Annotated in this window: 21 protein-coding genes; 11 read left to right on the top strand and 10 right to left on the bottom strand. The window is 64.4% G+C overall.

The window, feature by feature from the left end:
• Positions 1 to 209: 209 nt before the first annotated feature.
• From IVA81_RS06030 to IVA81_RS06010, 5 genes are all read left to right on the top strand, one after another.
• A complete protein-coding gene (locus tag IVA81_RS06030; RefSeq protein ID WP_247313698.1) occupies positions 210 to 1361 on the top strand; it encodes an ATP phosphoribosyltransferase regulatory subunit in 1152 nt (383 codons plus the stop codon).
• Positions 1362 to 1365: 4 nt separating this feature from the next.
• Positions 1366 to 2343 (top strand): ATP phosphoribosyltransferase, encoded by a 978-nt coding sequence (hisG, locus tag IVA81_RS06025; protein WP_246930800.1) that lies wholly within the window; start codon positions 1366 to 1368, stop codon positions 2341 to 2343.
• Positions 2344 to 2442: 99 nt separating this feature from the next.
• Entirely contained in the window at positions 2443 to 3519 is a 1077-nt protein-coding gene (locus tag IVA81_RS06020; protein ID WP_247313696.1) for a glycosyltransferase family 2 protein, read from the top strand.
• Positions 3516 to 4361: a ChbG/HpnK family deacetylase gene (locus IVA81_RS06015; protein WP_247313694.1), complete on the top strand. Its 846-nt coding sequence runs from the start codon at positions 3516 to 3518 to the stop codon at positions 4359 to 4361. The genes IVA81_RS06020 and IVA81_RS06015 overlap by 4 nt, the downstream gene beginning before the upstream one ends.
• A 126-nt stretch (positions 4362 to 4487) precedes the next feature.
• Positions 4488 to 5309, top strand: a complete 822-nt coding sequence (locus IVA81_RS06010) for a DUF2076 domain-containing protein (protein WP_247313691.1) — start codon at positions 4488 to 4490, stop codon at positions 5307 to 5309.
• 399 nt (positions 5310 to 5708) lie between these two features.
• On the opposite strand, the gene IVA81_RS06005 is transcribed toward IVA81_RS06010, so the two are convergent.
• Together IVA81_RS06005 and IVA81_RS06000 are read right to left on the bottom strand one after the other, a co-directional pair.
• Positions 5709 to 5945, bottom strand: a complete 237-nt coding sequence (locus IVA81_RS06005; protein WP_247313688.1) for a hypothetical protein — start codon at positions 5943 to 5945, stop codon at positions 5709 to 5711.
• Entirely contained in the window at positions 5942 to 6754 is an 813-nt protein-coding gene (locus IVA81_RS06000; RefSeq protein WP_247313685.1) for a L,D-transpeptidase, read from the bottom strand. The genes IVA81_RS06005 and IVA81_RS06000 overlap by 4 nt, the downstream gene beginning before the upstream one ends.
• A gap of 316 nt (positions 6755 to 7070) precedes the next feature.
• Between IVA81_RS06000 and IVA81_RS05995 the strand changes: the two genes are divergently transcribed.
• Complete coding sequence (locus tag IVA81_RS05995) at positions 7071 to 7850, top strand: protein phosphatase CheZ (RefSeq protein WP_247313681.1); 780 nt, start codon at positions 7071 to 7073, stop codon at positions 7848 to 7850.
• 246 nt (positions 7851 to 8096) lie between these two features.
• Here the strand turns inward: IVA81_RS05995 and IVA81_RS05990 are convergent, their stop codons facing one another.
• Positions 8097 to 8618 (bottom strand): hypothetical protein, encoded by a 522-nt coding sequence (locus IVA81_RS05990; protein ID WP_028140096.1) that lies wholly within the window; start codon positions 8616 to 8618, stop codon positions 8097 to 8099.
• A gap of 316 nt (positions 8619 to 8934) precedes the next feature.
• Here IVA81_RS05990 and IVA81_RS05985 point away from each other — a divergent pair, with 316 nt between their 5' ends.
• The 3 genes from IVA81_RS05985 (at position 8935) to IVA81_RS05975 (ending at position 12358) form a co-directional block, all read left to right on the top strand.
• On the top strand, positions 8935 to 9231 hold the full coding sequence (locus tag IVA81_RS05985) for a co-chaperone GroES (protein WP_247313679.1): 297 nt from the start codon (positions 8935 to 8937) through the stop codon (positions 9229 to 9231).
• A gap of 150 nt (positions 9232 to 9381) precedes the next feature.
• On the top strand, positions 9382 to 11004 hold the full coding sequence (groL, locus tag IVA81_RS05980; protein WP_247313676.1) for a chaperonin GroEL: 1623 nt from the start codon (positions 9382 to 9384) through the stop codon (positions 11002 to 11004).
• 142 nt (positions 11005 to 11146) lie between these two features.
• Complete coding sequence (locus tag IVA81_RS05975) at positions 11147 to 12358, top strand: hypothetical protein (RefSeq protein ID WP_247313673.1); 1212 nt, start codon at positions 11147 to 11149, stop codon at positions 12356 to 12358.
• A gap of 149 nt (positions 12359 to 12507) precedes the next feature.
• Here the strand turns inward: IVA81_RS05975 and IVA81_RS05970 are convergent, their stop codons facing one another.
• The gene (locus tag IVA81_RS05970) at positions 12508 to 12906 is read right to left on the bottom strand and encodes an META domain-containing protein (protein WP_247313671.1); all 399 of its coding nucleotides are present in this window, start codon (positions 12904 to 12906) and stop codon (positions 12508 to 12510) included.
• A gap of 138 nt (positions 12907 to 13044) precedes the next feature.
• Entirely contained in the window at positions 13045 to 14709 is a 1665-nt protein-coding gene (locus tag IVA81_RS05965) for an L-lactate permease (RefSeq protein ID WP_247313668.1), read from the bottom strand.
• Between the two features lie 313 nt (positions 14710 to 15022).
• Here IVA81_RS05965 and IVA81_RS05960 point away from each other — a divergent pair, with 313 nt between their 5' ends.
• Complete coding sequence (locus IVA81_RS05960) at positions 15023 to 16780, top strand: ABC transporter ATP-binding protein/permease (protein WP_247313665.1); 1758 nt, start codon at positions 15023 to 15025, stop codon at positions 16778 to 16780.
• Between the two features lie 106 nt (positions 16781 to 16886).
• Here the strand turns inward: IVA81_RS05960 and IVA81_RS05955 are convergent, their stop codons facing one another.
• The 5 genes from IVA81_RS05955 to IVA81_RS05935 all read right to left on the bottom strand — a co-directional run bounded on the left by IVA81_RS05955 (position 16887) and on the right by IVA81_RS05935 (position 22875).
• Entirely contained in the window at positions 16887 to 17903 is a 1017-nt protein-coding gene (locus IVA81_RS05955; RefSeq protein WP_247313662.1) for a TorF family putative porin, read from the bottom strand.
• A 389-nt stretch (positions 17904 to 18292) separates the two neighbouring features.
• On the bottom strand, positions 18293 to 18667 hold the full coding sequence (locus IVA81_RS05950) for a histone (RefSeq protein ID WP_247313702.1): 375 nt from the start codon (positions 18665 to 18667) through the stop codon (positions 18293 to 18295).
• Positions 18668 to 18751: 84 nt separating this feature from the next.
• Positions 18752 to 20074 (bottom strand): glycolate oxidase subunit GlcF, encoded by a 1323-nt coding sequence (glcF, locus tag IVA81_RS05945; RefSeq protein WP_247313659.1) that lies wholly within the window; start codon positions 20072 to 20074, stop codon positions 18752 to 18754.
• Positions 20071 to 21309, bottom strand: a complete 1239-nt coding sequence (locus IVA81_RS05940) for an FAD-binding protein (RefSeq protein WP_247313656.1) — start codon at positions 21307 to 21309, stop codon at positions 20071 to 20073. Before IVA81_RS05940 ends, glcF begins: the two co-directional genes overlap by 4 nt.
• A gap of 72 nt (positions 21310 to 21381) precedes the next feature.
• Positions 21382 to 22875: an FAD-linked oxidase C-terminal domain-containing protein gene (locus IVA81_RS05935; protein ID WP_247313653.1), complete on the bottom strand. Its 1494-nt coding sequence runs from the start codon at positions 22873 to 22875 to the stop codon at positions 21382 to 21384.
• A gap of 279 nt (positions 22876 to 23154) precedes the next feature.
• Between IVA81_RS05935 and cycA the strand changes: the two genes are divergently transcribed.
• Positions 23155 to 23550 (top strand): cytochrome c-550 CycA, encoded by a 396-nt coding sequence (cycA, locus tag IVA81_RS05930; protein ID WP_247313650.1) that lies wholly within the window; start codon positions 23155 to 23157, stop codon positions 23548 to 23550.
• Positions 23551 to 24000 lie beyond the last annotated feature (450 nt).

The raw sequence follows: 24000 nt of genomic DNA, 5'->3' as shown, positions 1-24000 counted from the left end.
GGGCTCTCGCCCGCGGAGACACCCCCTCCCCAGCCCTCCCCCGCAAGCGGGAGAGGGAGCGCACCGGTTTCGCGACCGGACGCATTGGCCACCCGTTAAGCGATTGATCCTTTGGAGGTCGAAACCGCTTTCGGGCCATGCTAAGGGCTGCGCCAATCTTGTCCTTATCCCTTGCCTGCCCGGTTCCACCGGGACAATGGACCCCCGTTATGACCGCGACTGCCACCTCAAATGCTGCCGGCTCCGCCGCCTGGGCGGATACGCTGCTCTTGTCGTTCGCGCAGGCCGGTTACGTCAGGGCCGAGCCCGCGATCCTGCAACCGGCCGAGCCGTTCCTGGACCTCTCCGGCGAGGACATCCGCAAAAGTCTGTACCTGACGACGGATCTGTCCGGCGAGGAGCTGTGCCTGCGCCCGGACCTGACCATTCCCGTCGCCCGCGACTATCTCGCCTCTGACCGCGCCGGCCAGCCGGCCGGGTTCAGCTATCTTGGCCCGGTGTTCCGTTACCGCAGCGGCCAGGCCAGCGAATTCCTGCAGGCCGGCATCGAATCGTTCGGCCGCCAGGACCGCGCCGCAGCCGACGCCGAGACGCTGGCGCTGGCGCTGGAGGCGACCGCGGCCTTCGGTGTCCAAGACGTCGAGATCCGCACCGGCGACGTGGCGCTGTTCAACGCGCTGCTCGACGCGCTCGATCTCTATCCGGTCTGGCGCCGCCGCCTGGTCAAGGATTTCAACCGCAAGATCAGCCTGGAGCAGGATCTGGAACGGCTGGCGGCTGCGACCACCGCGACCCGCAGCGAATATCAGGGCGTGCTCGCCGCATTGGCCGGCTCCGATCGCAAGGCGGCGCTCGCCTTCGTCACCGATCTGATGTCGATCGCCGGCACCATTAATGTCGGCGGGCGCACCACGGCCGAGATCGCCGACCGCTTCCTCGAGCAATCGACGCTGAAGGGCGGAGCGCTGCCGCGCGAGGCAATCACCGTGCTCAAGCGCTTCCTGTCGATTGCGGGTAATCCCGACGACGCCATCGCCGAGCTGCGCGCGCTCACCGCCGATGCCAAGCTCGACCTTGCTGCGGCGATCGATCAGTTCGAGAGCCGGGTCGGCTTCATGGCCGCGCGCGGCATCGACGTGAAGCAGACGCGCTTCTCGACCGCGTTCGGACGCGGCCTCGACTATTACACCGGCTTCGAATTCGAGCTGCATCATCGGGGCAACGGCGCCGAGCCGCTGGTTGCCGGCGGCCGCTATGACGGGCTGATGACCCAGCTCGGTTCAGTCGAGCCGATCCCCGCGGTCGGCTTCTCGGTCTGGGTGGACGCGCTGACCCGGATCGGCCGCAAGGTGGGAGCTTAAGATCATGAGCGCGCCATTCGTTCTGGCCGTTCCCTCCAAGGGCCGCCTTCAGGAAAACACCGAAGCCTTCTTCGCCCGTGCCGGGCTCAAGCTGTCGAAGGCCGGCGGCGCCCGTGACTATCGCGGCACGATCGCAGGCCTCGACAATGTCGAGGTCGCCTATCTCTCGGCGAGCGAGATCGCCTCGCAGCTGTCGCGCGGCTTTGCGCATCTCGGCGTCACCGGCGAGGACCTCGTGCGCGAGACCATCGCGGATGCGGACAAGCGCGTGTCGCTGATCGAAGGGCTCGGCTTCGGCTATGCCGACGTCGTCGTCGCGGTGCCGCAGGCCTGGATCGACGTCCGCACCATGGCCGATCTCGACGACGTCACCACCGGCTTCCGCGAGCAGCATCACATGCGGATGCGGGTCGCGACCAAGTTCGTCAACCTCACCCGCGCGTTCTTCCAGAGCCACGGCATCACCGATTACCGCATCGTCGAAAGCGCAGGCGCGACCGAAGGCGCGCCGGCAGCCGGCAGCGCCGAGCTGATCGTCGACATCACCACGACGGGCGCGACGCTTGCCGCCAACGGCTTGCGGGTGCTCGACGACGGCGTGATCCTGCGCAGCCAGGCCAATCTCGTGGCGTCGAAGGAGGCCGACTGGTCGCCGCAGGCGCGGGAGACGGCGCGCGTCATTCTCGATCACATCGCAGCGCGGGCGCGGGCCAACAAATATCGCGAGGTCCGCACCCGCTTCCGGCAATGCGACGCCGCCCTGCTCGGCGAAGCCCACAGCCGGTACGGCGTCGAGACCCCGTTCGGCGGACCAACCTCGTCCGGCATGCTGACGCTGCACTGCCCACCGGGGCAGCTTTATGCGCTGGCAAGCTTCCTGCGCGAGCATGGCGCCGAGACCGTCTCGGTGGTTTCGCTCGACTATGTGTTCGACCGGGAGAACCCGCTGTTCGCCAAGCTCGAGGCGTTCCTGCGGCGATGAGCCCGGATCCGTTCAGCTTTTCCGTTCAGCTTTGCGACAGCAAACGGCAGCTACCATATGCTGTTGAGATGACTTTGAACGCCTCTGGAACCTTGATCGATGACGCTGGGCTCTGACGTTTCCGGCATGACGACCACCGCGGCCAGCGCCGCCGCGAAGGGACTGTCGATAGTCGTCCCCGTCTACAACGAGGCGGCGGGCCTCGCCGCCCTGCATCAGCGCATCTGCGATCTCGCGAAGACCTTGCGGGAGCGCTATCGGCTGACTTGCGAGGTCGTCTATGTCGACGACGGCAGCAAGGACGCGACGCTCTCGATTGCGCGTTCATTGCCGGCCGATTCAATCGGCGTCCAGGTGGTGTCGCTGTCGCGCAATTTCGGCAAGGAGGCGGCGCTGATGGCGGGCCTCGACCATGCCCGGCTCGGCGCCGTCATGTTCATGGACGGCGACGGCCAGCATCCGCCGGCCCTGATCGAACAGCTGGTGCGGCACTGGATCGATGACGGCTATGACGTCGTCTACACCGCCAAGGCGCATCGCGACAACGAGACCTTCCTGCGCCGGCTCGCCGTGCACGGCTTCTACGCGCTGATCAATTGGGGCGCACGCCAGAAGATTCCCGAGGACGCCGGCGACTTCCGCCTGCTCTCTCCGCGCGCGGTCGCCGCCCTCAGGCAGCTGCCGGAACGCAACCGGTTCTTCAAGGGCCTCGCCAGCTGGATCGGCTTCCGCCAGATCCGCGTCGATTACGAGCCTGCGGCGCGAGCCCATGGCGTCACCACCTTCAACGCCGCAAGCCTGCTTGGCCTGTCGATCGAGGGCTTGACCTCGTTTTCGGTCGCACCCTTACGCTTCGCTAGCCTGCTCGGCGTCATTCTCGCCGGAGGCGCCTTTCTGTTCGGCCTTTCGATCCTCTGGGAGGTGTTCACGACCGGTAAGCAGGTGCCTGGCTATCCCTCGCTCGTGATCGGCCTGATGACGATCGGCGGCGTGCAGCTCATCATGATCGGCATCGTCGGCGAATATATCGGCAAGATCCTCTCCGAGCTGAAGGCGCGTCCGATCTACTTCGTCGCCGAGCACAGCGAAAAGCACTTCGAAACCGACAAGGCCCAGGACGCTTCAAGTCAGGACGCTTCAAGCCAGGACGCCCCAAAGAGGACCGCGGCCGAATGAGCGCGGCCGCGGACCTGCGGCGGATCTGGCTCTGCGCCGACGATTACGGCATCAGCCCGGGCGTCAACCGCGCCATCCGCGACCTGATCGAACGCGGCCGCCTCAACGCCACCTCGGTGATGATGGTGGGCCCGGCGATCGAGCGCAGCGAGGTCGAGGCGCTTCAGGCTTCGGCCAGGCAAAGCCCGCGCTGCGCGATCGGATTGCACGTGACGCTGTCGGCGCCGTTCCGGCCGCTGACCATGCACTTCCGTCCGCTCGACGGCGACATGTTCATGCCGTTTCCAAAACTGCTGCGCGCCGGATTGATGCGGCGGCTCGACCCTGAATTCTTCCGCAACGAGGTGAAGGCGCAGCTCGCCGCCTTCGCGGAGGCGTTCGGGCGCGCGCCTGATTTCGTCGATGGCCATCAGCACGTACAGCTCTATCCCCAGGTGCGCGACGGCTTTGTCGATGCGGTCGCCGAAGTCGCGCCAAACGCCTGGGTACGCCAGGGCGGCCGCGACCTGCCGCTCAAGCAGCGGCTGGCCTCGCCCAAGGCCATGGTGCTCGATGTCCTGAGCGCGCAATTCCGCCGCCGCGCCGGCAGCGCCGGCCTCAGCTTCAACCCCGGCTTTTCCGGCGCCTATGACTTCACGCGGGCGGCCGATTTTGGCGAGCTGATGCGGCAATTCCTGGAAGGCTTGCCGGATGGCGGCCTCGTGATGTGCCATCCCGGCTTCGTCGACGACATCCTCGCCGGCCTCGACCCGATGACGGATGTCCGCGAACGCGAGCACGCGTATCTCTCAGGCGACGCCTTCGCGCGTCTGCTGGCGGACAGCGGCGTCACACTGGGATGAAACCGGCGCAAAGCGAGCCGCAGGGCAGCTTGTCGCATACCGAAATTTAATCCGGCCGGCACTGTTGGGGCCACAATGGAACCCTACATCTCCTGCGCGCTTGGTTTTGCGCGAAGGAGACAGATCATGACGCCGCAGGAACGCCAGCTCGTCGACGACCTTTTCGACCGGCTTTCAAAGCTGGAAAATGCACCGCGCGATCCCGACGCGATCGCTGCGATCTCCGACGGGCTGCGCAAGGCCCCCGGCGCGATCTACGCGCTGGTGCAGACCACGCTGTTGCAGGACGAAGCGCTAAAGCGTGCTCATAACCGCATCCAGGAGCTGGAAGCGGCCCATGCGCCCGAGCAGGCGCCGCCCGGCGGCTTCCTCGACACCATGCGCGACACGCTGTTCGGCGGAGGCCCCTCGCGCGGCTCGGTTCCGAACGTGCCGCCGCGTGACGCGCGGCCGGTGTGGAACAGCGGCCAGGCGATGCAGCAGACCCAGCCGGGCTACGGCCAGCCGCCTTATGGACAGGGCCCAGGTCAAGCCCCAGGTCAGGGTTACGGCGCCCCGCCGGTCGGCGGTGGCGGCGGCTCATTCCTCGGCACGGCGGCGGCAGCGGCCGCCGGCGTCGTCGGCGGCTCGCTGCTGCTGTCCAGCATCCGCGGCATGATGGGTGGATCGCACCAGCAGGCCTTCGGCGATACCAATGCCCTCGGCGACCGCAGCCCCTGGAGCGGCAGCGACCAGTCAGGCGGCTCGCTCGCGCGCGATGCGGGCGTCAACGACATCGGCTCAAATCGCGATTCCCGCCAGGGCTTCTCCGACCAGGCGTCGAACGACGATCGGAACAACAACAACAACGATCAGAACTACGACGACAATCGCGACGACGGCAATACGGACATGGCCGACGACAGCGATTTCGGCGGCGGAGACGATGGCGACAGCGACTACGCGTAAGCAATTCGCCCAGTAAATGCGAAACGGCCGCCTCCAGGCGGCCGTTTTCATTTGCGTCCTAGCTCAAGCGCCTTCTGTGCCACAGCGCGCAGAGAAGCGGCTCGATATAGTATGACTAATGCGCCGAGAAATGGCACTGAGCTGAACGTTGCCGGACGCGCCTCAGTTCACCATGAAAAAGGAAATCAGATTCCGTTGCGCTCGGCCGTAGACTCCCGGATTTCCAAATTCGGACATGGGTGTTCAACTGGAAGAACACGTTGCTCATGCCACACACCATGTGGCTGCCTCTCGGGGTTTCAGAAATGAGTCCACTTCAGCACCGCATTGCAACCTTGGCCGACGTGACGACGCATCTCATCACCGAACTGTACGAGTTGGAGGGACTGCACGAGCGCGTCAGGAAGGCAGAGCTGTCGGCGCGGCGGTTGAAGCGCTCCGCTCGCGCACCGGGTTCCCATTCAACGCGCCGTCGCGGCTCCATTGCCCCTCGTCGCAGGTCGGCGCGGCGTCGTCAGCGAGCATAGGCCGTAGCTGGAAGGCGTACGCCGGCCGCGCAACGGCTTCGATGCCGCGCATCGCGAGCCGGCGCGGCACGCCGAGTTGACGGCTCGCATCGAGCGCATCGCGCCTCACATCACCACGACCTTGGTGCCGACATTGACGCGGCCGTAGAGGTCGATGACGTCCTCGTTGCGCATGCGGATGCAGCCGGAGGAGACGTTGGTGCCGATGGTCCAGGGCTCGTTGGAGCCGTGGATGCGGTAGAGCGTCGAGCCGAGATACATCGCGCGGGCGCCGAGCGGATTTTCCGGGCCGCCTTCCATGTGCCGGGGCAAATCGGGGCGGCGCGCGATCATTTCCGCCGGCGGCGTCCAGTCCGGCCATTCGCGCTTGGCCGTGATCGACTTCACGCCGGACCAGGTGAAGCCGGGACGCCCGACGCCAATGCCGTAGCGCATCGCCCTGCCGTTACCCTCGACGAGATAGAGGAACTTGTTCGGGGTATCGACCACGATCGTGCCGGGACTTTCCTTGCCGCTATAGTCAACGGCTTGTTTCTCGAACCTCGGATCGAACGGACGCTGGCGCGGATCGACCGCCTCCTGCTGAAGCGTGCCTTGCTGATATCCGCCTTGCACCTGCGGCTCGCCCATCGGCGGCAGGCGGCGCTGGTCGTAATAGCCCGGCTGCTGCTGATACACCGGCTGCTCCGGCGCGTAGGCCGGGCCGCGGCCGGGGCCGTCACCGAACAGGAACTCGATGAAGCCGCCGCCCATGTTCGAATTGGATGCGACGCGCACTGGCGCTGGCGGCACCCGCGGCTGGTAGAGCACCGCGGGCGGATCGTTCGGCACGCTATTGTCGAAGGCGCCGGCACTGTTTGCGCCGGCAATGAAGGTGCAAGCGCTGCCGAGCAGCGCAACAGACATTTTCTTGAACATCGACGTACTCTGTACTGTTTCGTCTAGATCACATGCGCCGTGGAGAGCTGATGGCTGGTCCGCGCCCCTCGACGTGGTCAATAAAAAGCAAAAGCCGTTTTGTTTGGTAAACGTATCAGGCGTTTGGATTCACCACGTCGTCAACCGAGGGGCAATTTGGCGATCAGCGTTTATTTTCGATGAACGCGGCGCGGCCATGGTTAATCGCTTCTTTGCGCGCCGTCGCACGACGCCGCACAACAGTTCCTGCTGTGAACTTCGTGTTAAATCGCTTCTGACTACAAAGACGCGTGAGTGAGGTGGGGGGAGTATCCTGATGGCTGTTCACCGCAAACGTTTTCGCGTCGAGGATATCGCTGGTGGCGAGATGCCGATTTTGGACGTAACCGAAGAGGCAATCCCGATGCATAGCGAGATCATGGCCGAACTACGTGCGATCCGCGCCCAGATGGCGAAGGGCAGCGTGCCCCTGTCGGGCAGCGCAGCCATGGCGGCAATCGACGCCTCCACCGCCCACGAGCTCTCCGAGGCTCGTACCATGCTCGACACCTATCGGGCGCAGATCGAGCAGTGCGAGAAGCTGAAGGTCGAGCTCGACCTCATCCATGACGCCATCGACCGCACCAAGCGCGAGATCGCGACGCTGCACGGCAAGAGCTTTGACGGCGGCGAAATGGCCAAGGTCAACGGCGAGCTCGGCGCGGTCGTCGGCGGCACCGAGCAGGCGACCCAGCAGATCCTCGAAGCCGCGGAATCGATCGACCAGGCCGCCAGCGCGATGTCCAAGGTGGACTCGGTCGACCAGCAGAAGCGGCTCGCCGACGACATCCAGGAACGCGTCATCTCGATCTTCGAGGCCTGCAACTTCCAGGACCTGACCGGCCAGCGCATCAGCAAGGTCATGGGCACGATGAAGTTCATCGAGCAGCACATCAATGCGATGATGGAGATCTGGGGCGGCGTCGACGCGATCAAGTCCCACGTGCCGGCGCAGGTGGACAATCGCAGCGAGGACGAAAAGCTTCTCAACGGTCCGAAGCTCACCGGCGACGTCGGCCACGCCTCGCAGGACGACATCGACGCGCTGTTCGACTAAGCGGACGCGGATTGCGGACAAACAAAACGCCGGCGAGAGCCGGCGTTTTTTGTTTGTTTTGGCTCTTCTAGCGAGATGCCTTCCCTTCTCCCCTTGCGGGAGAAGGTGGCGCGAAGCGCCGGATGAGGGGTTTCTATCCGCTCGCAAAACCGTTCGTGAGGATAGAAACCCCTCACCCGGCTTCGCTGGCGCGAAGCCACCCTCTCCCGCAAGGGGCGAGGGTGCACCGTGCGTGGCGCTATCTTCTTACGCCCTCGGCGCGCAGCGGACGTAGACCATGTTGCCGTAGCGGGTGGCGGCGTCCTTGTCGATGAAGCGGGTGATCAGGACGCGGCCGTCGAAGGAGATGATTTCGCGGTCCTGCTCGCCGGGGGTCGGACCGGCCGGTCCGATGTAGTTCTTGCCGCTCGGCGAGCCCTTCAGCCGCAGCTCCTGGGGCGTTGCCTGGTCAGCCAGATGCATGATCACGCCGCCGGAGGAGCCGGCGGTGATCACGTAGGGATTCTTGCACTGGGCCCGGGCGGCAGCCTCGGTGCGGGCGCGGTCGGCCGGGTTCTGGAACGAGGCCAGACCCCAGCGGCCCACAATCTCGTCGCCGCGAATGGTCGCAGGCATTTCCGGGGCTACTCCCGGCTCGGCTTCGGGCGGCGGCGAGGACGATGAGAAGGACGGCAGGCTCATGCCGCCGCCGCAAGCGCCCAGCAGCAGCGCCAGACAAGAGGCGGCCGCCAGGTTGGCAACCGTGCGCGCGTGAGCTGAACTGATCATGGCATTCCCCCGAACAAAACCATGGCCGCACCCCTCACGCAGCCAAGCGCAAAACCGCTGCCGGGGCAATGACGTCCTTTGATACGTCGGCGCCCCGAACAAGTTTCCAATGCCACCATCCTATATCCGCCTCACCAATCGCTTAACCACCTTTGCTTGACAGGATCGCGGCCAAGCCATATTTCCGGGCCCACTATTAGCACTCGGAAAGCCCGATTGCTAAGCGCGCCGTTCGATCCTCGGGATAGGGGGTGGACGGAAGCGCCGCCCCACCCACTTCCACTACTTCCGAAGCGAGCCTCCAAAGGGAAACGTCATGGCTAAATCCAAATTTCGTCCGCTGCATGACCGTGTCGTGGTCAAACGTATCGACGCCGAGGAAAAGTCCAAGGGCGGCATCATCATTCCGGACACCGCCAAGGAAAAGCCGTCCCAGGGTGAGGTCGTCGCCGTCGGCCCCGGCGGCCGCGACGAGGCTGGCAAGCTGACCCCGATCGACCTCAAGGTCGGCGACCGCGTGCTGTTCGGCAAGTGGTCGGGCACCGAGGTCAAGATCGACAACGAAGATCTCCTGATCATGAAGGAGTCGGACATCATGGGCGTTCTGGCCTAAGGCCATCCGCCTGAACGGCCGCTGAATGTCATGCCCGGGTCGCCGAGATCCGGGCATCCATCATTCCACCGGGTTCGACCTGCGGACCCCCGGACATGATGCGACGAGGCGAGCGATAGACACATCACGAAACCAGAGGGATTGCAGAATATGGCTGCCAAAGAGGTCAAGTTTTCCGGAGACGCGCGCGATCGCATGCTGCGCGGCGTCGACATTCTCGCCAATGCCGTCAAGGTGACGCTGGGCCCGAAGGGCCGCAACGTCGTCATCGAGAAGTCGTTCGGCGCGCCCCGCATCACCAAGGACGGCGTCACCGTCGCCAAGGAGATCGAGCTCGAGGACAAGTTCGAGAACATGGGCGCCCAGATGGTGCGTGAGGTTGCCTCCAAGACCAACGACCTCGCCGGCGACGGCACCACCACCGCGACCGTGCTGGCCCAGGCCATCGTGCGCGAAGGCGCCAAGGCGGTTGCCGCCGGCATGAACCCGATGGACCTCAAGCGCGGCATCGACAGCGCGGTGGCGGCCGTCATCAAGGACATCGAGAAGCGCGCCAAGCCCGTCGCGGCCTCCTCCGAGGTCGCCCAGGTCGGCACCATCTCGGCGAACGGCGATGCCGCCATCGGCAAGATGATCGCCCAGGCGATGCAGAAGGTCGGCAATGAGGGCGTCATCACCGTCGAAGAGAACAAGTCGCTCGACACCGAAGTCGACATCGTCGAGGGCATGAAGTTCGACCGCGGCTATCTCAGCCCCTACTTCGTCACCAACCCCGAGAAGATGACCGCCGAGCTCGAGGACGCCTACATCCTCCTGCACGAGAAGAAGCTCTCGGGCCTGCAGGCCATGCTGCCGGTGCTGGAAGCGGTGGTGCAGTCGGGCAAGCCGCTCGTCATCATCGCGGAGGACGTCGAGGGCGAGGCGCTGGCCACCCTGGTCGTCAACCGTCTGCGTGGCGGCCTCAAGGTTGCCGCCGTCAAGGCGCCGGGCTTCGGCGATCGCCGCAAGGCCATGCTCGAGGATCTCGCGATCCTGACCGGCGGCCAGCTCATCTCCGAAGACCTCGGCATGAAGCTCGAGAGCGTCACGGTGAAGATGCTGGGCCGCGCCGGCAAGGTCGTGATCGACAAGGAGAACACCACGATCGTCAAGGGCGCCGGCAAGAAGCCGGAGATCGAGGCCCGCGTCGGCCAGATCAAGGCCCAGATCGAGGAAACCACCTCGGACTACGACCGTGAGAAGCTCCAGGAGCGCCTGGCCAAGCTCGCGGGCGGCGTCGCGGTGATCCGCGTCGGCGGCGCGACCGAGATCGAGGTCAAGGAGAAGAAGGACCGCGTCGAGGACGCCCTCAACGCCACCCGCGCCGCGGTGCAGGAAGGCATCGTCCCCGGCGGCGGCGTCGCGCTGCTCCGCGCCAAGAAGGCCGTGGGGCGTCTCACCAACGCCAATGCGGACGTCCAGGCCGGCATCAACATCGTGCTGAAGGCGCTGGAAGCCCCGATCCGTCAGATCTCCGAGAACGCGGGCGTGGAAGGCTCGATCGTCGTCGGCAAGATCCTGGAGAACAAGTCCGAGACTTTCGGCTTCGACGCCCAGAACGAGAACTATGTCGATATGGTCGAGAAGGGCATCATCGATCCCGCCAAGGTGGTGCGCACCGCGCTGCAGGACGCCGCCTCCGTCGCCGGCCTGCTGGTCACCACTGAGGCCATGGTCGCCGAGACGCCGAAGAAGGAAGCCGCGCCCGCCGGTGGCGGCATGGGTGGCTTCTAAGCCGATCCTTTCATTACAATGTTGCGAAGGCCGCCTCCGGGCGGCCTTCTTTTTTGCAGACCCTGCCCTACAGCTTTCCGATTCAACCGACGGCCAAAACCCACTACGGTGACGCGCCGATTCTTGATCAGGGATTTCCGCGATGCGCGCGCTTCCGGTTTGTTCGACAGCCCTTTTGGTGGCTCTGCTCGCCGCTTCGCCACATTCCGCCGCCGCCCAGATGAAGCTGTCACCCAAGGCCACGGCGCCCGGGGGCGTGGAGACGCGCTATTTTACCTCGATCGACGGGCTGATGGACGGCAATGCCGACGTGATCCTCAAGGAGACGCGCCAGGGCAAGACAGTCACGGCGGCCGTGCTCGACGTCTGCTATCCCGTCGCAAAGAATTCCGACCGCAAGGATCGCTTCGTCGTCAATCTCCAGGTCGCCGGCCAAACGCTGACGGGCACCACGCAGAGCATCAGCGAGAAGTCACCCGTCAGCGTCAAGCTGCTGCGCAAGCAGGCCGGGGATAGCTTCGAATTCCGCGGCCAGATCAGCATTGGCCAGATGGTGACGGAGGTGACCTCGCCCGACAATTCCGACCTCAGCGAGAAGGAATTTCAGGACAACCAGACCTCCGACGACGGCATTACGCCGCAGCCGAAGGATTTCACCGACGTCTCGCCGGAGGCGATCGCGGTCAAGGTCAAGCTCGAAGCTGCAACCGACTTCCTGAAGAGCCTGAAGGGCCAGGAGGTCGAGGTGACGCTGGCGAGCCTCAATGTCGGCTGCGATGCGCTGCGCGCAGGCGAGCAAACCATCAACATGTCGGTCGACCCCGAGCGCGCCGGCGCGCTGCTGGCGAAATTCAAGGCGATGCCCGGCATCACCGCCGCAGGCTGGACGGCAGGCATGACCGAGATGGACCGCACCATCCGCTTCGCCGCGGCCGACTGGCGCGAGGGCGACAAGATCAACCGCAACAAGCTCGCGGCCGCCGTCTCGAACGTTCTGAGCCGAACACTTACGGCAAAGCCGGTCTCGCAAAGCTTCAATCCCGCCACGGGCAAGCTGAAGCTGGTCTTCAAGCGGCCGAACCAGGATTTTCCGGCGCTCGATCTCACCGACACGATCGAAGTTGCAGGGCTCGTCGCGCCCGACAAGCCCGGCACGACCGACAAGCTCATGCTCTGGATCGGCAGCCCCGCGACGACGACTGCCGACGAGAGCAGCGGCGCCAAGCTCAATCTCTCCGATGACGCCTCGGTCGACGAGGAAGGCGAGCAGCCCGACGACAACGGCTCGATCGAGGCGCTCGTCAAGGAGCTCAAGGGCCAGCGCTGGGACGCCGACAAGTCGGTGTGGAAGTAGGATTCTCGTGCCCCGGACGTAGCGCGAAGCGCTACGAGCCGGGGCCCAGAAACCAGAGACTGGATCGTGGAGAGAGTCTGGGTCCCGGCTCTGCGGCGCATCGCTTGCGCGACGCGCCTTGTCCGGGACACCAGAGCAATGTTCGAGACCTAATTCCCGGTCGAACGAAAGCGCAGCGACTTCGGTCCGATCAGCGTCAGCACGTCGCCCTGGCGCTTCCAGGTCTCGACGCTGCCGAGGGCTGCGACGAGCTCATCGTCGGCCTGCGCCTTTGCAGGTGGACAGGAACGATCCTGGATCTGACCGGGAACGAAGATCACGGTGTTGCCGGCGACGGAGAACTGGCCCTTGCCGCCCTTGCACCAGAGCTCGAGCACGACCTCGCCATGGTCGCCGATCTCGATGTTCGGAATCCGCTTGGAGCCGGGTTGCGGCAGTGCTTCCAGCGTCATCTCGGTGCCGAACGGAAAACCGTCCTCGGCACGCGCGAACGTGGACGTCGCGAGCATTGCAACCACCGCACACACCAACCGCTTGAGCGAAACCATGAGACCTCTCGTCCAACCTGATTTGCCGCACCTTCTATAAGACGGCGGCGCCATTGAGAAGCTTCGCTCACATCGGATGCAAAAATCCCCGCGGGGGCGAACCTCGCGGGGATTTGTGCCGAAGCCGGGCGTGGCCTGCTATTTCAGGACCAGCGCCGTGAACGGCCAGACATAGGCCTGCAACGTCACGAGCACACCGACGAGGCAGGCCAGCACGATCGAATGCCAGAACACGAAGCGCAGGATCGTGCCCTCGTGGCCGTACCAGTTGGTGGCGGTGGAGGCGACCACGATCGACTGCGCGTCGATCATCTTGCCCATCACGCCGCCGGACGAATTCGCCGCGGCCATCAGGACTGGCGACAGGCCGAGCTGCTCGGATGTGATCTTCTGCAGATTGCCGAACAGCACGTTGGAGGCGGTGTCCGATCCCGTCAGCGCCACGCCCAGCCAGCCGAGCAGCGTCCCGAAGAAGGGATAGAACACGCCGGTTGCGGCGAAGGCGAGGCCGAGCGTCGCGTCGACGCCGGACAGGCGTGTGAGCGTACCGATCGCCAGCATCGCCGAGATCGTGATCAGCGAGATCGCGCACAGCCGGATGGTGCGGCCGTACTCGGTCAGGAGCTTGCCGGGACCGACGCCCATCAGGAAGCCTGAGATGATGGCCGCGATCAGCATGCCCGTGCCGGTGAACGACAGATAGGTGAAGCCGAACACCGCGCTCTCTTTGGTCGGCCCTGGTGCGACCGGCGGCATCTTGTTGATCATCTGGTGCAGCTCCGGCACCGGATAGTTCCAGACGAAGATCGAGTTCGCCCACCCCTTGAAGGCGCCGTTGCCCCAGATCAGCATCACGATGCAGACGATGATCCACGGCAGCAGCGCGCTGAACATCTCGCTCTGCGTCAGCGGCGTCTTGTCGAGTGGCTTTGCCGCGGCCATGGTGGCGGCCGACTCATCGTTGCCGCGCAACGCCGGCGACAGCCAGAGCTGCCTGGGCTGCCAGACCTTCAGGAACAGGATCAGCGCGCCCATCGAGATCAGCGACGCGCCGATGTCGACGATCCAGGGATTGATGAAGTTGGAGATCACGAATTGCGGGATCGCGAACGACACGCCGGTGACGAGGATCGCCGGCCAGACATCCTTCATGCCTTTCCAGCCCGCGAATGCCCACACCACCCAGAACGGCACGATCAGGGAGAAGAACGGCAATTGCCGGCCGACCATCGCACCGAGGATGTAGGGATCGAGCCCGGTCACCGAGGCCAGGCCCTGGATCGGCGTGCCCAGCGCGCCGTAGGCGACCGGCGCGGTGTTGGCGATCAGCGACAGGCCGGAGGCAGCGAGCGGCGAGAAGCCGAGGCCGATCAGAACGGCGCCGGTGATCGCGACCGGCGTGCCGAAGCCAGAGGCGCCCTCGAAGAACGCGCCGAAGGAGAACGCGATCAGCAGCAATTGCAGCCGCCGATCCTCGGTGACGCCGCCGACCGCGCGCTTGAGCAATTCGAAGCGCCCGGTGGCCACCGTCACCTGGTAGAGGAAGATGACGTTGAGAACGATCCAGCCAATGGGGAAGAAGCCGGTCACGATGCCCAGCACCGAGGCGCGGATCGACATGTTCGCCGGCATCGTGAAGACGAAGATCGTGATCAGATTGGCGACGATCACGGCGATGATCGCCGCGATATGCGCCTGGACGCGGCCGCTCGCGATCAGGACCAGCAGCGTGACGACCGGCACTGCCGCCGCAATCGTCGACAGCACCGGGCTGTGCAGCGGATCATAGACTTGATTCCACATGATCTTCCTCCCCACGCATGTTTGCGGCAGACGGCCCGCGTGGAGAGCCGATCCTGCTTGACGCTGGAAGCCGATAACCCCCGAGCTGGACGCGAATTCCTCGCGAATGCAGCGGTTCCCGTCCGCTCACAAGCTCGCGAAATCCCGGAGCACCCCACCCCGCGCCGTCGAGCGCCATGCTAGGGTTGCAGGGTGCGACAAGACAACGCAAATTGCAGAACTTGCGACTTTAGTCTAACCGCGCCGCTTTCCGCCATGGCTTCAAGTCCTTGGCTCCGGCACTTATGCACATTTCCCGAGGAGACCCTGCTCTGTGAAGAACATCAGCGCCACGCTCGCGATCGTCTGGCGAATCGCCGCTCCCTATTTCTGGTCGGAGGACAAATGGGCCGGCCGCGGCCTGCTCGCAGTCGTCGTCGCCATGGAGCTGGTGCTGGTCGCGATCAATGTGCTCCTCAATCAATGGCAGAACCGGTTCTACAGCGCGCTGCAGGCCTACGATCTGCCCGAGTTCGTCAAGGAGGTCTGGATCTTCCTTGGCCTTGCCTTCACCTTCGTCGCACTGGCCGTCTACAAGCTCTACCTGAACCAATGGCTCCAGATCCGCTGGCGGCAATGGCTGACGCAACATTATCTCGGCGAATGGCTCGAAGGCGCCACGCATTACCGCATGCAGCTCAAGGGCGACGCTGCCGACAATCCGGACCAGCGTATCACCGAGGACGTCAAGAATTTCGTCGAACAAACGCTGACCATCGGCCTTGGCCTTTTGTCGTCCATCGTGACGCTGGCCTCGTTCGTCGTCATCCTCTGGGGTCTGTCCTACAAGGCCCCCTTGTACATTTACGGCACCGATATCCTCATCCCCGGTTTTCTGGTCTGGTGCGCGCTGGTCTACGCGATTCTGGGGACCGGGCTGACGCACTGGATCGGCGCCCCGCTCATCAATCTCAATTTCGAGCAGCAACGCTTTGAGGCGGACTTCCGCTTCAACCTGATCCGCCTGCGCGAAAATTCCGAACAGATCGCCCTATTGAAAGGTGAGAACGCGGAGCGAGGGCATCTCCTGCGGCGCTTCGGCTTCGTCATCGGCAATTGGTACGAGATCATGAGCCGGACCAAGCGCCTGACCGCGTTCACGGCAAGCTACGGTCAGGCTGCAACGATCTTTCCCTATGTGGTGGTGGCGCCGGCCTACTTCGCCAAGCGCATCCAGCTCGGCGACATGATGCAGACCGGCTCGGCGTTTGGCAGCGTGCAGGATGCGCTGTCCTTCTTCGTCACCGCCTATCGCTCGCTCGCCGAGTGGCGCGCTGTGATCGCCCGCCTCGATGGCTTCGAGATGTCGGTCAGCTCCGCCCACGGCGCGGCGCTCGAACCGACCATCGAGGTCGCACCATCGACCGGCAAGGCAATCGCGCTCGAGCAATTGCTGGTCAAGCTGCCGAACGGCGCACCTCTGGTCGCAGCCGATGCCTTCACGATCCAGCCGTCGGAGCGGGTGCTTGTGACCGGCCCGTCGGGCTCGGGCAAGTCGACACTGTTCCGGGCCATCGCGGGCGTCTGGCCGTTCGGCACCGGCACGGTCGCCATTCCCGAGAAGTCGAAGCTGATGATGCTGCCGCAGCGGCCGTATTTCCCGATCGGCCCGCTGGGCGACGCCGTCATCTACCCTGCCGCGCACGGCTCCATCCCAGCCGAGAAGATCCGCGACGCCTTGATAGCAGTCGGCATGAAGCGGCTGGCGGACCGTCTCGACGAGGATGGACATTGGAACCGGACACTGTCGCTCGGCGAACAGCAACGCCTTGGGCTTGCTCGTGCCCTGCTGCACGTGCCGGACTATCTATTCCTCGACGAGGCGACTGCCTCGCTGGACGAACCGTCCGAGGACCGGCTCTATCGGCTGCTGACGGAGAAGCTGCCACAGGCCACCATCGTCTCGATCGGCCACCGCTCGACGCTGGACGCCTTCCATACCCGCAAGGTCGCGTTGGTGGAGGACGGCGAGATCCACGTCCTTGGCAAAACCGGCGAGCCGGCCCGGGCGGAGCCGAGCGCGGCGCGCTGAGAGGCAGGCGGGCGTCTCGAGCCCACGATGGCCGAGCACTCGCGCCCCCAAAGCAAAAGGGCGGCAGATTGCTCTGCCGCCCTCGTAGATGGTCTCGGGAAGAAACTTACTTCAGGTTGGTCATCGCCGTCAGGTCGAACGACAGCTTGGCGATGCCGGCCGCGCCGCACCAGTTGGAGCCGACGCCCGTCGGATTGATGTTGCTGAAGCTGCCGTTGGCGACTGCCGTATAGTCGCTGGTGAACGCGTTGCAGTTCGCCTTCGAAAGGTCGGTGTCGGAGTAACGCAGATCGAGCGTGAAGACCTTGTAGGTGAAGCCCACGCCGATATTCCAGGTGTTGTAGTCGGCATACTTGATGCCGTTCGGGAACGGACCGGCAAAGCCCGGCGCGGCGATGCCCGTGCCGTAGAACGAGTCGGAAGTGCCCAGGAATTGGCGGCCGAATTCGCCCGAGACGTACATGCCGACGCCACTGGAGCCGAAAATGGTGCTCGGAGCGATATACTTGGCGGTGATCGACACGTAATCGCCCCACGCACCGGAGTTCAGGAAGCTCGGCGTGTAGTACTCGTTGAGGCCAACGCTCCAGTTGTCGTTGATGGTGTAATTCACCTTGCCGTAGACTTCGAAGAAGCTGACGTCCTTCTTCATCACGTTGCCGTTGAGCAGGGCGTTCGTGGCGCACTGGGCGCTGAGCGGGTTGCCGGCGGTGTCGATCGGCGCGCCGTAATAGCAGGTCCCACCCGGATACAGGTAACCCCAGACGCCGATGTCGAAGGCGAACGCACCAAAGGTCGGGCGGATACCGCCGTAGATGTCGATCTCGGCCGCGGCGCGGTTCGGGAAGGAGATGCTCTCACCGGCCACGCCGACATAGAGCTGGAGATCCTTGGTGACGTTGTAGCGTGGCTCGAAATAGACGGCGACCGACGGCTTGTGGTTCGACTGGGTGATACCGCGGAAGATGTAGTCGCTCATGACCGCGCCACCGAAGGCGATATCCCAGGGATCGAAGGCCGGCGGCGGCGGGGCCTTCAATGCCTTCACGCGCAAGTCTGCCGCGAAAGCCGAACCCGTCGTCACCATTGCCAGCGCCGTTGCCAACAAAGCCACTTTTTTCATTTCGATCCCCATCGCCAAGTTCTTACCCGTCGGATCCCGGAAGCCCCCCGGGGCGAACGACCTATGTGCAAAATTGCATTACTGCGACAATCTGGATTGAGGGATGTGGGCCGTGAAGCAAAAATCACGAGCATCTGCCGACTTTTTGGGCGTTTTGACGATTCCACGAAAGGTTGTCAGCCTGTGTGTCTTCTCGATCACATTATTTGCATTCCAAAGTGCACGAAGGGACCGTGCAAGTACGGGAAGGCGGTTCGCGTGGCAGCCGGGCTACGAATCAGACAGGCGCGGGAAAGGGGCGGCTTCCGGCGGTCCTTGTGGTCATGCAAAAAGGCCGCAGCGTCACCGCAGCGGCCTTCCTGTTGACGCTCGCGGTCGCCGGGTAGGACCTAGCTTTGCCCCTCGGCCGGCGCCGCTTCCGCAGAAGACGAAGGCATCGCCCAACTTGTCTCGGCCGCCGGCTCGGGAGCCGGAGTTGCCGCCGGTGCTGATGGCTTCGGCGCGGGTGCTGCCTTCGCCTTCTTCGGTGCCGCTTTCTTCGCGGCTTTCTTCGGTGCAGCCTTCTTGGCCGACGTCTTCACAGCCTTCTTGGCGGCCTTTTTCGGGGCGGCCTTTTTCGAAGCTTTCTTGGCAGACTTCTTGGCCGATTTTTTCGCGGACTTTTTCGCAGACTTCTTGGCTGCCTTCTTGGCGGATTTCTTCGCCGCTACAGCCTTCTTCGCCTTTTTGGCCTTCTTGCTTTTCTTCTTTTTCGCTTTCGCCATCGTGGTCCTCCTGTTGCCGCCAAACAATGGTCGATCGGGCGTCTTCAGTCGTCACCTCCGGACGAAAGCTCAGCCTTTGAAAGCTCAAACTTGCGCATTCAATGCCGGCCGCGACCCGCCCGTAGCCCAATCGAGAAGCTCAATCGTGTGTACGACCGGAACTGACGTGCCACTGGCAATCTGCACCATGCAGCCGATATTGCCCGCGGCAATCATGTCCGGCTTGACGCTCGCGATGTTGGCGACCTTGCGATCGCGCAATCGGCTCGCAAGCTCGGGCTGGAGAATGTTGTAGGTCCCCGCCGAACCGCAACACAAATGGCTCTCCGGGACATCTTTCACCACGAATCCATTCTTGGAAAGCAATTCTTTCGGAAGACCCGTGATTTTCTGCCCATGCTGCAACGAACATGCTGAGTGATAGGCAACGACGATGTTGTCCTGCCGCGCGGTCGGTTCGAGTCCGAGGCCGGCGATGTATTCGGTGATGTCCTTGGCGAGCGCGGACACCTTCGCCGCGTCGGCGGCGAACGCAGCATCCTCGCGCAGGAGATAGCCATAGTCCTTGATCACCGTGCCGCAGCCGGACGCGGTCACCAGGATGGCGTCGAGCCCCTCGCCGGCCGCTTCCTTCCGCCACGCCGCGATATTGGCCCGGGCCCGCGCCAATGCATCCTGGTCGTTGCCGAGGTGATGGGTCAGCGCGCCGCAGCACTGCTCGTCCCTGACAAGGACAACCTCGATGCCGTGGCGGGTGAGAAGACTGATGGCAGCCTGGTTGATGCGCGGCGCCAGCACTTGCTGGGCGCAGCCTTGCAGCAGCGCGACCCGGCCGCGCTTCTTGCCCAGCGCCGCGAACACGCTGCCGCCGGCGGGGCCCGGCGATGGCAGCCGGCCCGGAGCCAGCGCCAGCATCGCCTTGAGGCGCTGGATCAGACCGGGCGTAGCGGAAGGACGAGGCGTCGGCAGGAACACGGCAAGCGGCCGGACCAGCCGGGCCAGCACCATGCTCACGCGAAAACGCTGCGGGTCCGGCAGCACGAAGGCCAGCACCTGGCGCAGCAGCCGCTCGGTGAGCGGCCGCTGATAGCGCTGCTCGATCCTGACCCGGGCCTGGTCGACGAGATGCATGTAATTCACCCCCGAGGGGCAGGTCGTCATGCAGGCCAGGCACGACAGGCAGCGGTCGACATGCTTGACCACCTCGGCCGTCGGCGCCTGGTCTTTCTCCAGCATCTCCTTGATCAGATAGATGCGGCCGCGCGGGCTATCGAGCTCGTCGCCGAGCAGCACATAGGTCGGACAGGTGGCGGTGCAGAAGCCGCAATGGACGCAGGCGCGCAGGATCTTGTCGGCCTCCGCGGTATCGGGGTCGGCGAGCTGCGCCAGTGAGAATTCGGTCTTCATGCCGCAACGTCCCGCCTCAAGCGTCCCCGGTTGAGAATGGTCTTTGGATCGAAACTGGCGCGCACCCGCTCGCTCAGTGCAGCAATACCTGGTGCCTGCGGATGGAAGACGTCGACATCCCGCCTGACATCCTCGGCCGCCCGGATCAGCGTGGCGTGCCCTCCGACCGCGTTCGAACGAGCGCGCACGGCCGGCGCATGCGCGTCAGCCTTCGGCGGTAGCGCCGCCCAGATCAGGCCGCCGCCCCAATCGTAGATCACATCGCCCCCCGTCTCGCGTGCCAATTGCGCGCCGAGCGTGGCGCCCGAGGCCGGCGGGCAGACGATGCGCCAGACTGGCCAGGCGCCGAGCGCGCCGCTGGCCGCGAACGGCAGCACGTCGCGGATCGTGGCCCACAGCGCCGCGGACGCCACATCCTCGACCAGCGTCGCGGTTCCGAACGGCGCCAGCAATTCGCGCAGCGATCCGGCACGGTGGGCGGCGGAAGCCGTGATGCCCTCGAGCCGCAGGACGGTCAGCGCCTCGCCCTGGCCGGCGAGATCGCCAAGCCCCTCGGTCTTGGCCCGGAACGCCGATTTCGGCAGATGCGCCGCACCGGAGACGTCGAAGGGCGAGCCGAGCGCCGCGGTCATGGCCTTGTTGGCGGCGGCATCGTCCAGCCCGCGCAGCAGCAGCGTCCGCTCGGCCTCAGGCTTGGGCATCACCTTCAGCGTGACCTCGGTCATCACCGACAGCGTGCCCCAGGACCCCGCGAGAAGCTTGCAGAGGTCGTAGCCGGTGACATTCTTCACCACCTTGCCGCCGGTCTTGAAGCTGTCGCCGAAACCGGAGACGGCATGCGCCCCGAGCAGGTGATCGCGCGCCCCGCCCGCCCTGATGCGGCGCGGGCCGGCGAGCCCGGCCGCGATCATACCGCCGATGGTGCCAAGCGCGGGCGTGCCGAGCAGCGGCGCGGTGTTGACAGGCTCGAAGGCGAATTGCTGGTTCTTGGCATCGATCAGCGACAGCACGTCGTGAAGCGGCGCACCGGTCTGGAGCGTGACGATCAGCTCGTTCGGCTCGTAGGAGGTGACGGCATTGAGCGCGGAGACGTCGAGCACGGCATTGGTCGCCATGGCATGGCCGATGCCGCGCTTACTGCCATGACCGATGATCTCGAGCGGCTGCTCATTGGCAATCGCCGCGCGCACCACCTCTTCGACGTCTTTGGCGTCTCTGACCTTAAGCGTATTCACGACTGAGCCGGTATCCAAGTTTACAAGGGAAAGCAAATTTGGCGCATTGCAGTGAAAGCACAGCGACCGACGCTAGAACCGCGGGATGTCCGGGAACGCCAGCTTGCCCGCATGCACATGCATGCGGCCGAGCTCGGCGCACCGATGCAGGGTCGGAAACACCTTTCCAGGATTGAGCAGACCCTGCGAGTCGAAGGCGCATTTCAGGCGCTGCTGCTGATTGAGGTCGACCTCGCTGAACATCTCCGGCATGAGGTCGCGCTTCTCGATGCCGACGCCGTGCTCGCCGGTGAGCACGCCGCCGAACTCGACGCATGCGCGCAGAATGTCGGCGCCGAAGGCTTCGGCGCGCTCGATCTCGCCGGGCTTGTTGGCATCGTAGAGGATCAAGGGATGCAGATTGCCATCACCGGCATGGAACACGTTGGCGCAGCCGAGCTGGTATTTTTCGCCGAGCTCGCGGATGCGCGCCAGCGCCTTCGGCAGCGCGCCGCGCGGGATGGTGCCGTCCATGCAGAGATAGTCGGGCGAGATCCGGCCGACGGCCGGGAACGCAGCTTTGCGGCCGGCCCAGAACAGATTGCGCTCGGCCTCCGAGGTCGAGATCTGGCAGGTGGTCGAGCCGCAGCCATTCGCGATTGCCTCGACGCGCGTGATCAGCTCGTCGACCTCGATCTTGGGACCGTCGAGCTCGATGATGAGCAGCGCCTCCACATCGAGCGGATAGCCGGCGTGGACGAAGGCCTCCGCGGCGTGGATCGCGGGCTTGTCCATCATCTCCATGCCGCCAGGGATGATGCCGGCGCCGATGATGCGCGCCACGCATTCGCCGGCGGCCTCGACCTCGGCGAAGCCGACCATCAGGGCGCGCGCCGTCTCCGGCTTTTGCAGGATGCGCACCGTGATCTCGGTGATGACGCCGAGCAGGCCTTCGGAGCCGGTGATGACGCCCATCAGGTCGTAGCCCGCGTTTTCGCATCCCTTGCCGCCAATGCGCAGGATTTCGCCGCTCATCAGCACGATCTCGCAACCGAGCACGTTATTGGTGGTCATGCCGTATTTGAGGCAGTGCACGCCGCCGGAATTTTCCGCGACATTGCCGCCGATCGAGCAGGCAATCTGGGAGGACGGATCGGGCGCATAGTAGAAGCCGGCATGGGCGACCGCCTGGCTGATCGCCAGATTGGTGACGCCGGGCTCGGTGACGACGACGCGGTTGTCGAAATCGATCTCGCGGATGCGCTTGAACTTGCCGAGGCCGAGGAGCACGCCGTCTTCGAGCGGCAGTGCCCCGCCTGACAGCGAAGTGCCGGAGCCGCGCGGCACCACCTTGATGCCTTGCCCTGCACAATATTTCAGGATGAGCGAGACCTGCTCGGTCGTATCGGGCAGCACCACGACCATCGGCGGCTGCCGATAGGCGGTCAGGCCGTCGGATTCATAGGCCCGCATCTCGGCAGGCGTATCGATCACGCCCTCACCGGGCACGATTGCGCGCAACGCAGCAATGATCCCCGCGCGGCGCGCAAGCACCGCCTGGTCGCTCGCAGGCATCATGATGGCCATATCAAGTCCTTCATGACATATCCTTCCGGCTCGTAGCCCATGATCAATTTGTCTCGGCAAATCAATCACGTCCGCGCCTGTTTGGGTAGGCTATCCGAAAGTCGGATCGACGATCTCCAGCGAGTTCGCTCTGGGACAAGTAGGAAATCATGAAACCTGTCATGGTTTGGCGGCTTGTCCAAGCCGAGCAGGCCTGCCAAAACCGGCAGGTCGGGCGATTGCGATCAGGCAAGAGACTGACCAGGCCAGACCCACCAGGGAAGAGACGAAGAGCAACCGATGACAAAATTGACTTTTGGCGCACTGACGATCCTCACCGTGATTGCCACCGCACCCGCCGCGATGGCGCAGGATGTCGCGGCCGGCAAGACATCGTTCAACAAATGCCTCGCCTGCCACGCGATCGGCGAAGGCGCCAAGAACAAGGTCGGTCCCGAGCTCAACGGTCTCAACGGTCGCAAGTCGGGGACCGCCGAGGGCTACAGTTATTCGGACGCGAACAAGAATTCCGGCATCACCTGGGACGAGGCCACGTTCAAGGAATACATCAAGGATCCCAAGGCCAAGATTCCCGGCACCAAGATGGCGTTCGCCGGCATCAAGAACGAGACCGAGATCAACAATCTCTGGTCCTTCGTCGCCCAGTTCGACAAGGACGGGAAGATCAAGCAGTAAGCGCCATAAGGCGACCGCGGGGGCTTCGGTTCTGATTGAGTCGGAACTGAAGCTGTCGCGTTCTCGACGCTCCAGTGCACATTCCCAAGTGCAGTGCCGTAGGGTGGGCAAAGGCGCACAGCGCCGTGCCCACCATCTCGTTCTGTATCGAAGGGACCGTGGGCACGCTTGCGCTTTGCCCACCCTACGATATTTGAGTTTGTGACACGCGGACATGCCTTCCCGTTCTCGCGGCTGAAATCACCCGAGCTTTGCTTGATCACTCCACCCTCTTGAGCCAAGAGGGCGCAGGGAAGGCCGGGTGCCAGCTCGCACCCGCGGTCCGCCGCGCGAAATGCACACGCAGGAAGCACCGCACAGCAGCATACAGGTGGTGCCGATCACTCGGCCTTCCCTGCGCGATGGTCGGACGGCTTATGCCGTGCTCTCCCGGGAGCCGAACTTTCCTTC

Source organism: Bradyrhizobium sp. 141 (assembly GCF_023074055.1).
Lineage (GTDB): Bacteria > Pseudomonadota > Alphaproteobacteria > Rhizobiales > Xanthobacteraceae > Bradyrhizobium.
Note: the sequence above shows the minus strand (reverse complement) of the source record. Positions and strands in the feature narration are given on the sequence as shown.

Excerpts from the sequence above, each read along its gene's own strand:
- IVA81_RS06015 (WP_247313694.1), top strand. The coding sequence starts at position 3,516 with ATGAGCGCGGCCGCGGACCTGCGGCGGATCTGGCTCTGCGCCGACGAT.
- IVA81_RS05970 (WP_247313671.1), bottom strand. The coding sequence starts at position 12,906 with ATGGTTTCGCTCAAGCGGTTGGTGTGTGCGGTGGTTGCAATGCTCGCG.
- hisG (WP_246930800.1), top strand. The coding sequence starts at position 1,366 with ATGAGCGCGCCATTCGTTCTGGCCGTTCCCTCCAAGGGCCGCCTTCAG.
- IVA81_RS05975 (WP_247313673.1), top strand. The coding sequence starts at position 11,147 with ATGCGCGCGCTTCCGGTTTGTTCGACAGCCCTTTTGGTGGCTCTGCTC.
- IVA81_RS05955 (WP_247313662.1), bottom strand. The coding sequence starts at position 17,903 with ATGAAAAAAGTGGCTTTGTTGGCAACGGCGCTGGCAATGGTGACGACG.
- IVA81_RS05935 (WP_247313653.1), bottom strand. The coding sequence starts at position 22,875 with ATGGCCATCATGATGCCTGCGAGCGACCAGGCGGTGCTTGCGCGCCGC.
- IVA81_RS06020 (WP_247313696.1), top strand. The coding sequence starts at position 2,443 with ATGACGCTGGGCTCTGACGTTTCCGGCATGACGACCACCGCGGCCAGC.
- IVA81_RS06010 (WP_247313691.1), top strand. The coding sequence starts at position 4,488 with ATGACGCCGCAGGAACGCCAGCTCGTCGACGACCTTTTCGACCGGCTT.
- IVA81_RS05965 (WP_247313668.1), bottom strand. The coding sequence starts at position 14,709 with ATGTGGAATCAAGTCTATGATCCGCTGCACAGCCCGGTGCTGTCGACG.
- IVA81_RS05990 (WP_028140096.1), bottom strand. The coding sequence starts at position 8,618 with ATGATCAGTTCAGCTCACGCGCGCACGGTTGCCAACCTGGCGGCCGCC.
- glcF (WP_247313659.1), bottom strand. The coding sequence starts at position 20,074 with ATGAAGACCGAATTCTCACTGGCGCAGCTCGCCGACCCCGATACCGCG.
- IVA81_RS05950 (WP_247313702.1), bottom strand. The coding sequence starts at position 18,667 with ATGGCGAAAGCGAAAAAGAAGAAAAGCAAGAAGGCCAAAAAGGCGAAG.
- IVA81_RS06000 (WP_247313685.1), bottom strand. The coding sequence starts at position 6,754 with ATGTTCAAGAAAATGTCTGTTGCGCTGCTCGGCAGCGCTTGCACCTTC.
- cycA (WP_247313650.1), top strand. The coding sequence starts at position 23,155 with ATGACAAAATTGACTTTTGGCGCACTGACGATCCTCACCGTGATTGCC.
- IVA81_RS05985 (WP_247313679.1), top strand. The coding sequence starts at position 8,935 with ATGGCTAAATCCAAATTTCGTCCGCTGCATGACCGTGTCGTGGTCAAA.
- IVA81_RS05995 (WP_247313681.1), top strand. The coding sequence starts at position 7,071 with ATGGCTGTTCACCGCAAACGTTTTCGCGTCGAGGATATCGCTGGTGGC.
- IVA81_RS06030 (WP_247313698.1), top strand. The coding sequence starts at position 210 with ATGACCGCGACTGCCACCTCAAATGCTGCCGGCTCCGCCGCCTGGGCG.
- groL (WP_247313676.1), top strand. The coding sequence starts at position 9,382 with ATGGCTGCCAAAGAGGTCAAGTTTTCCGGAGACGCGCGCGATCGCATG.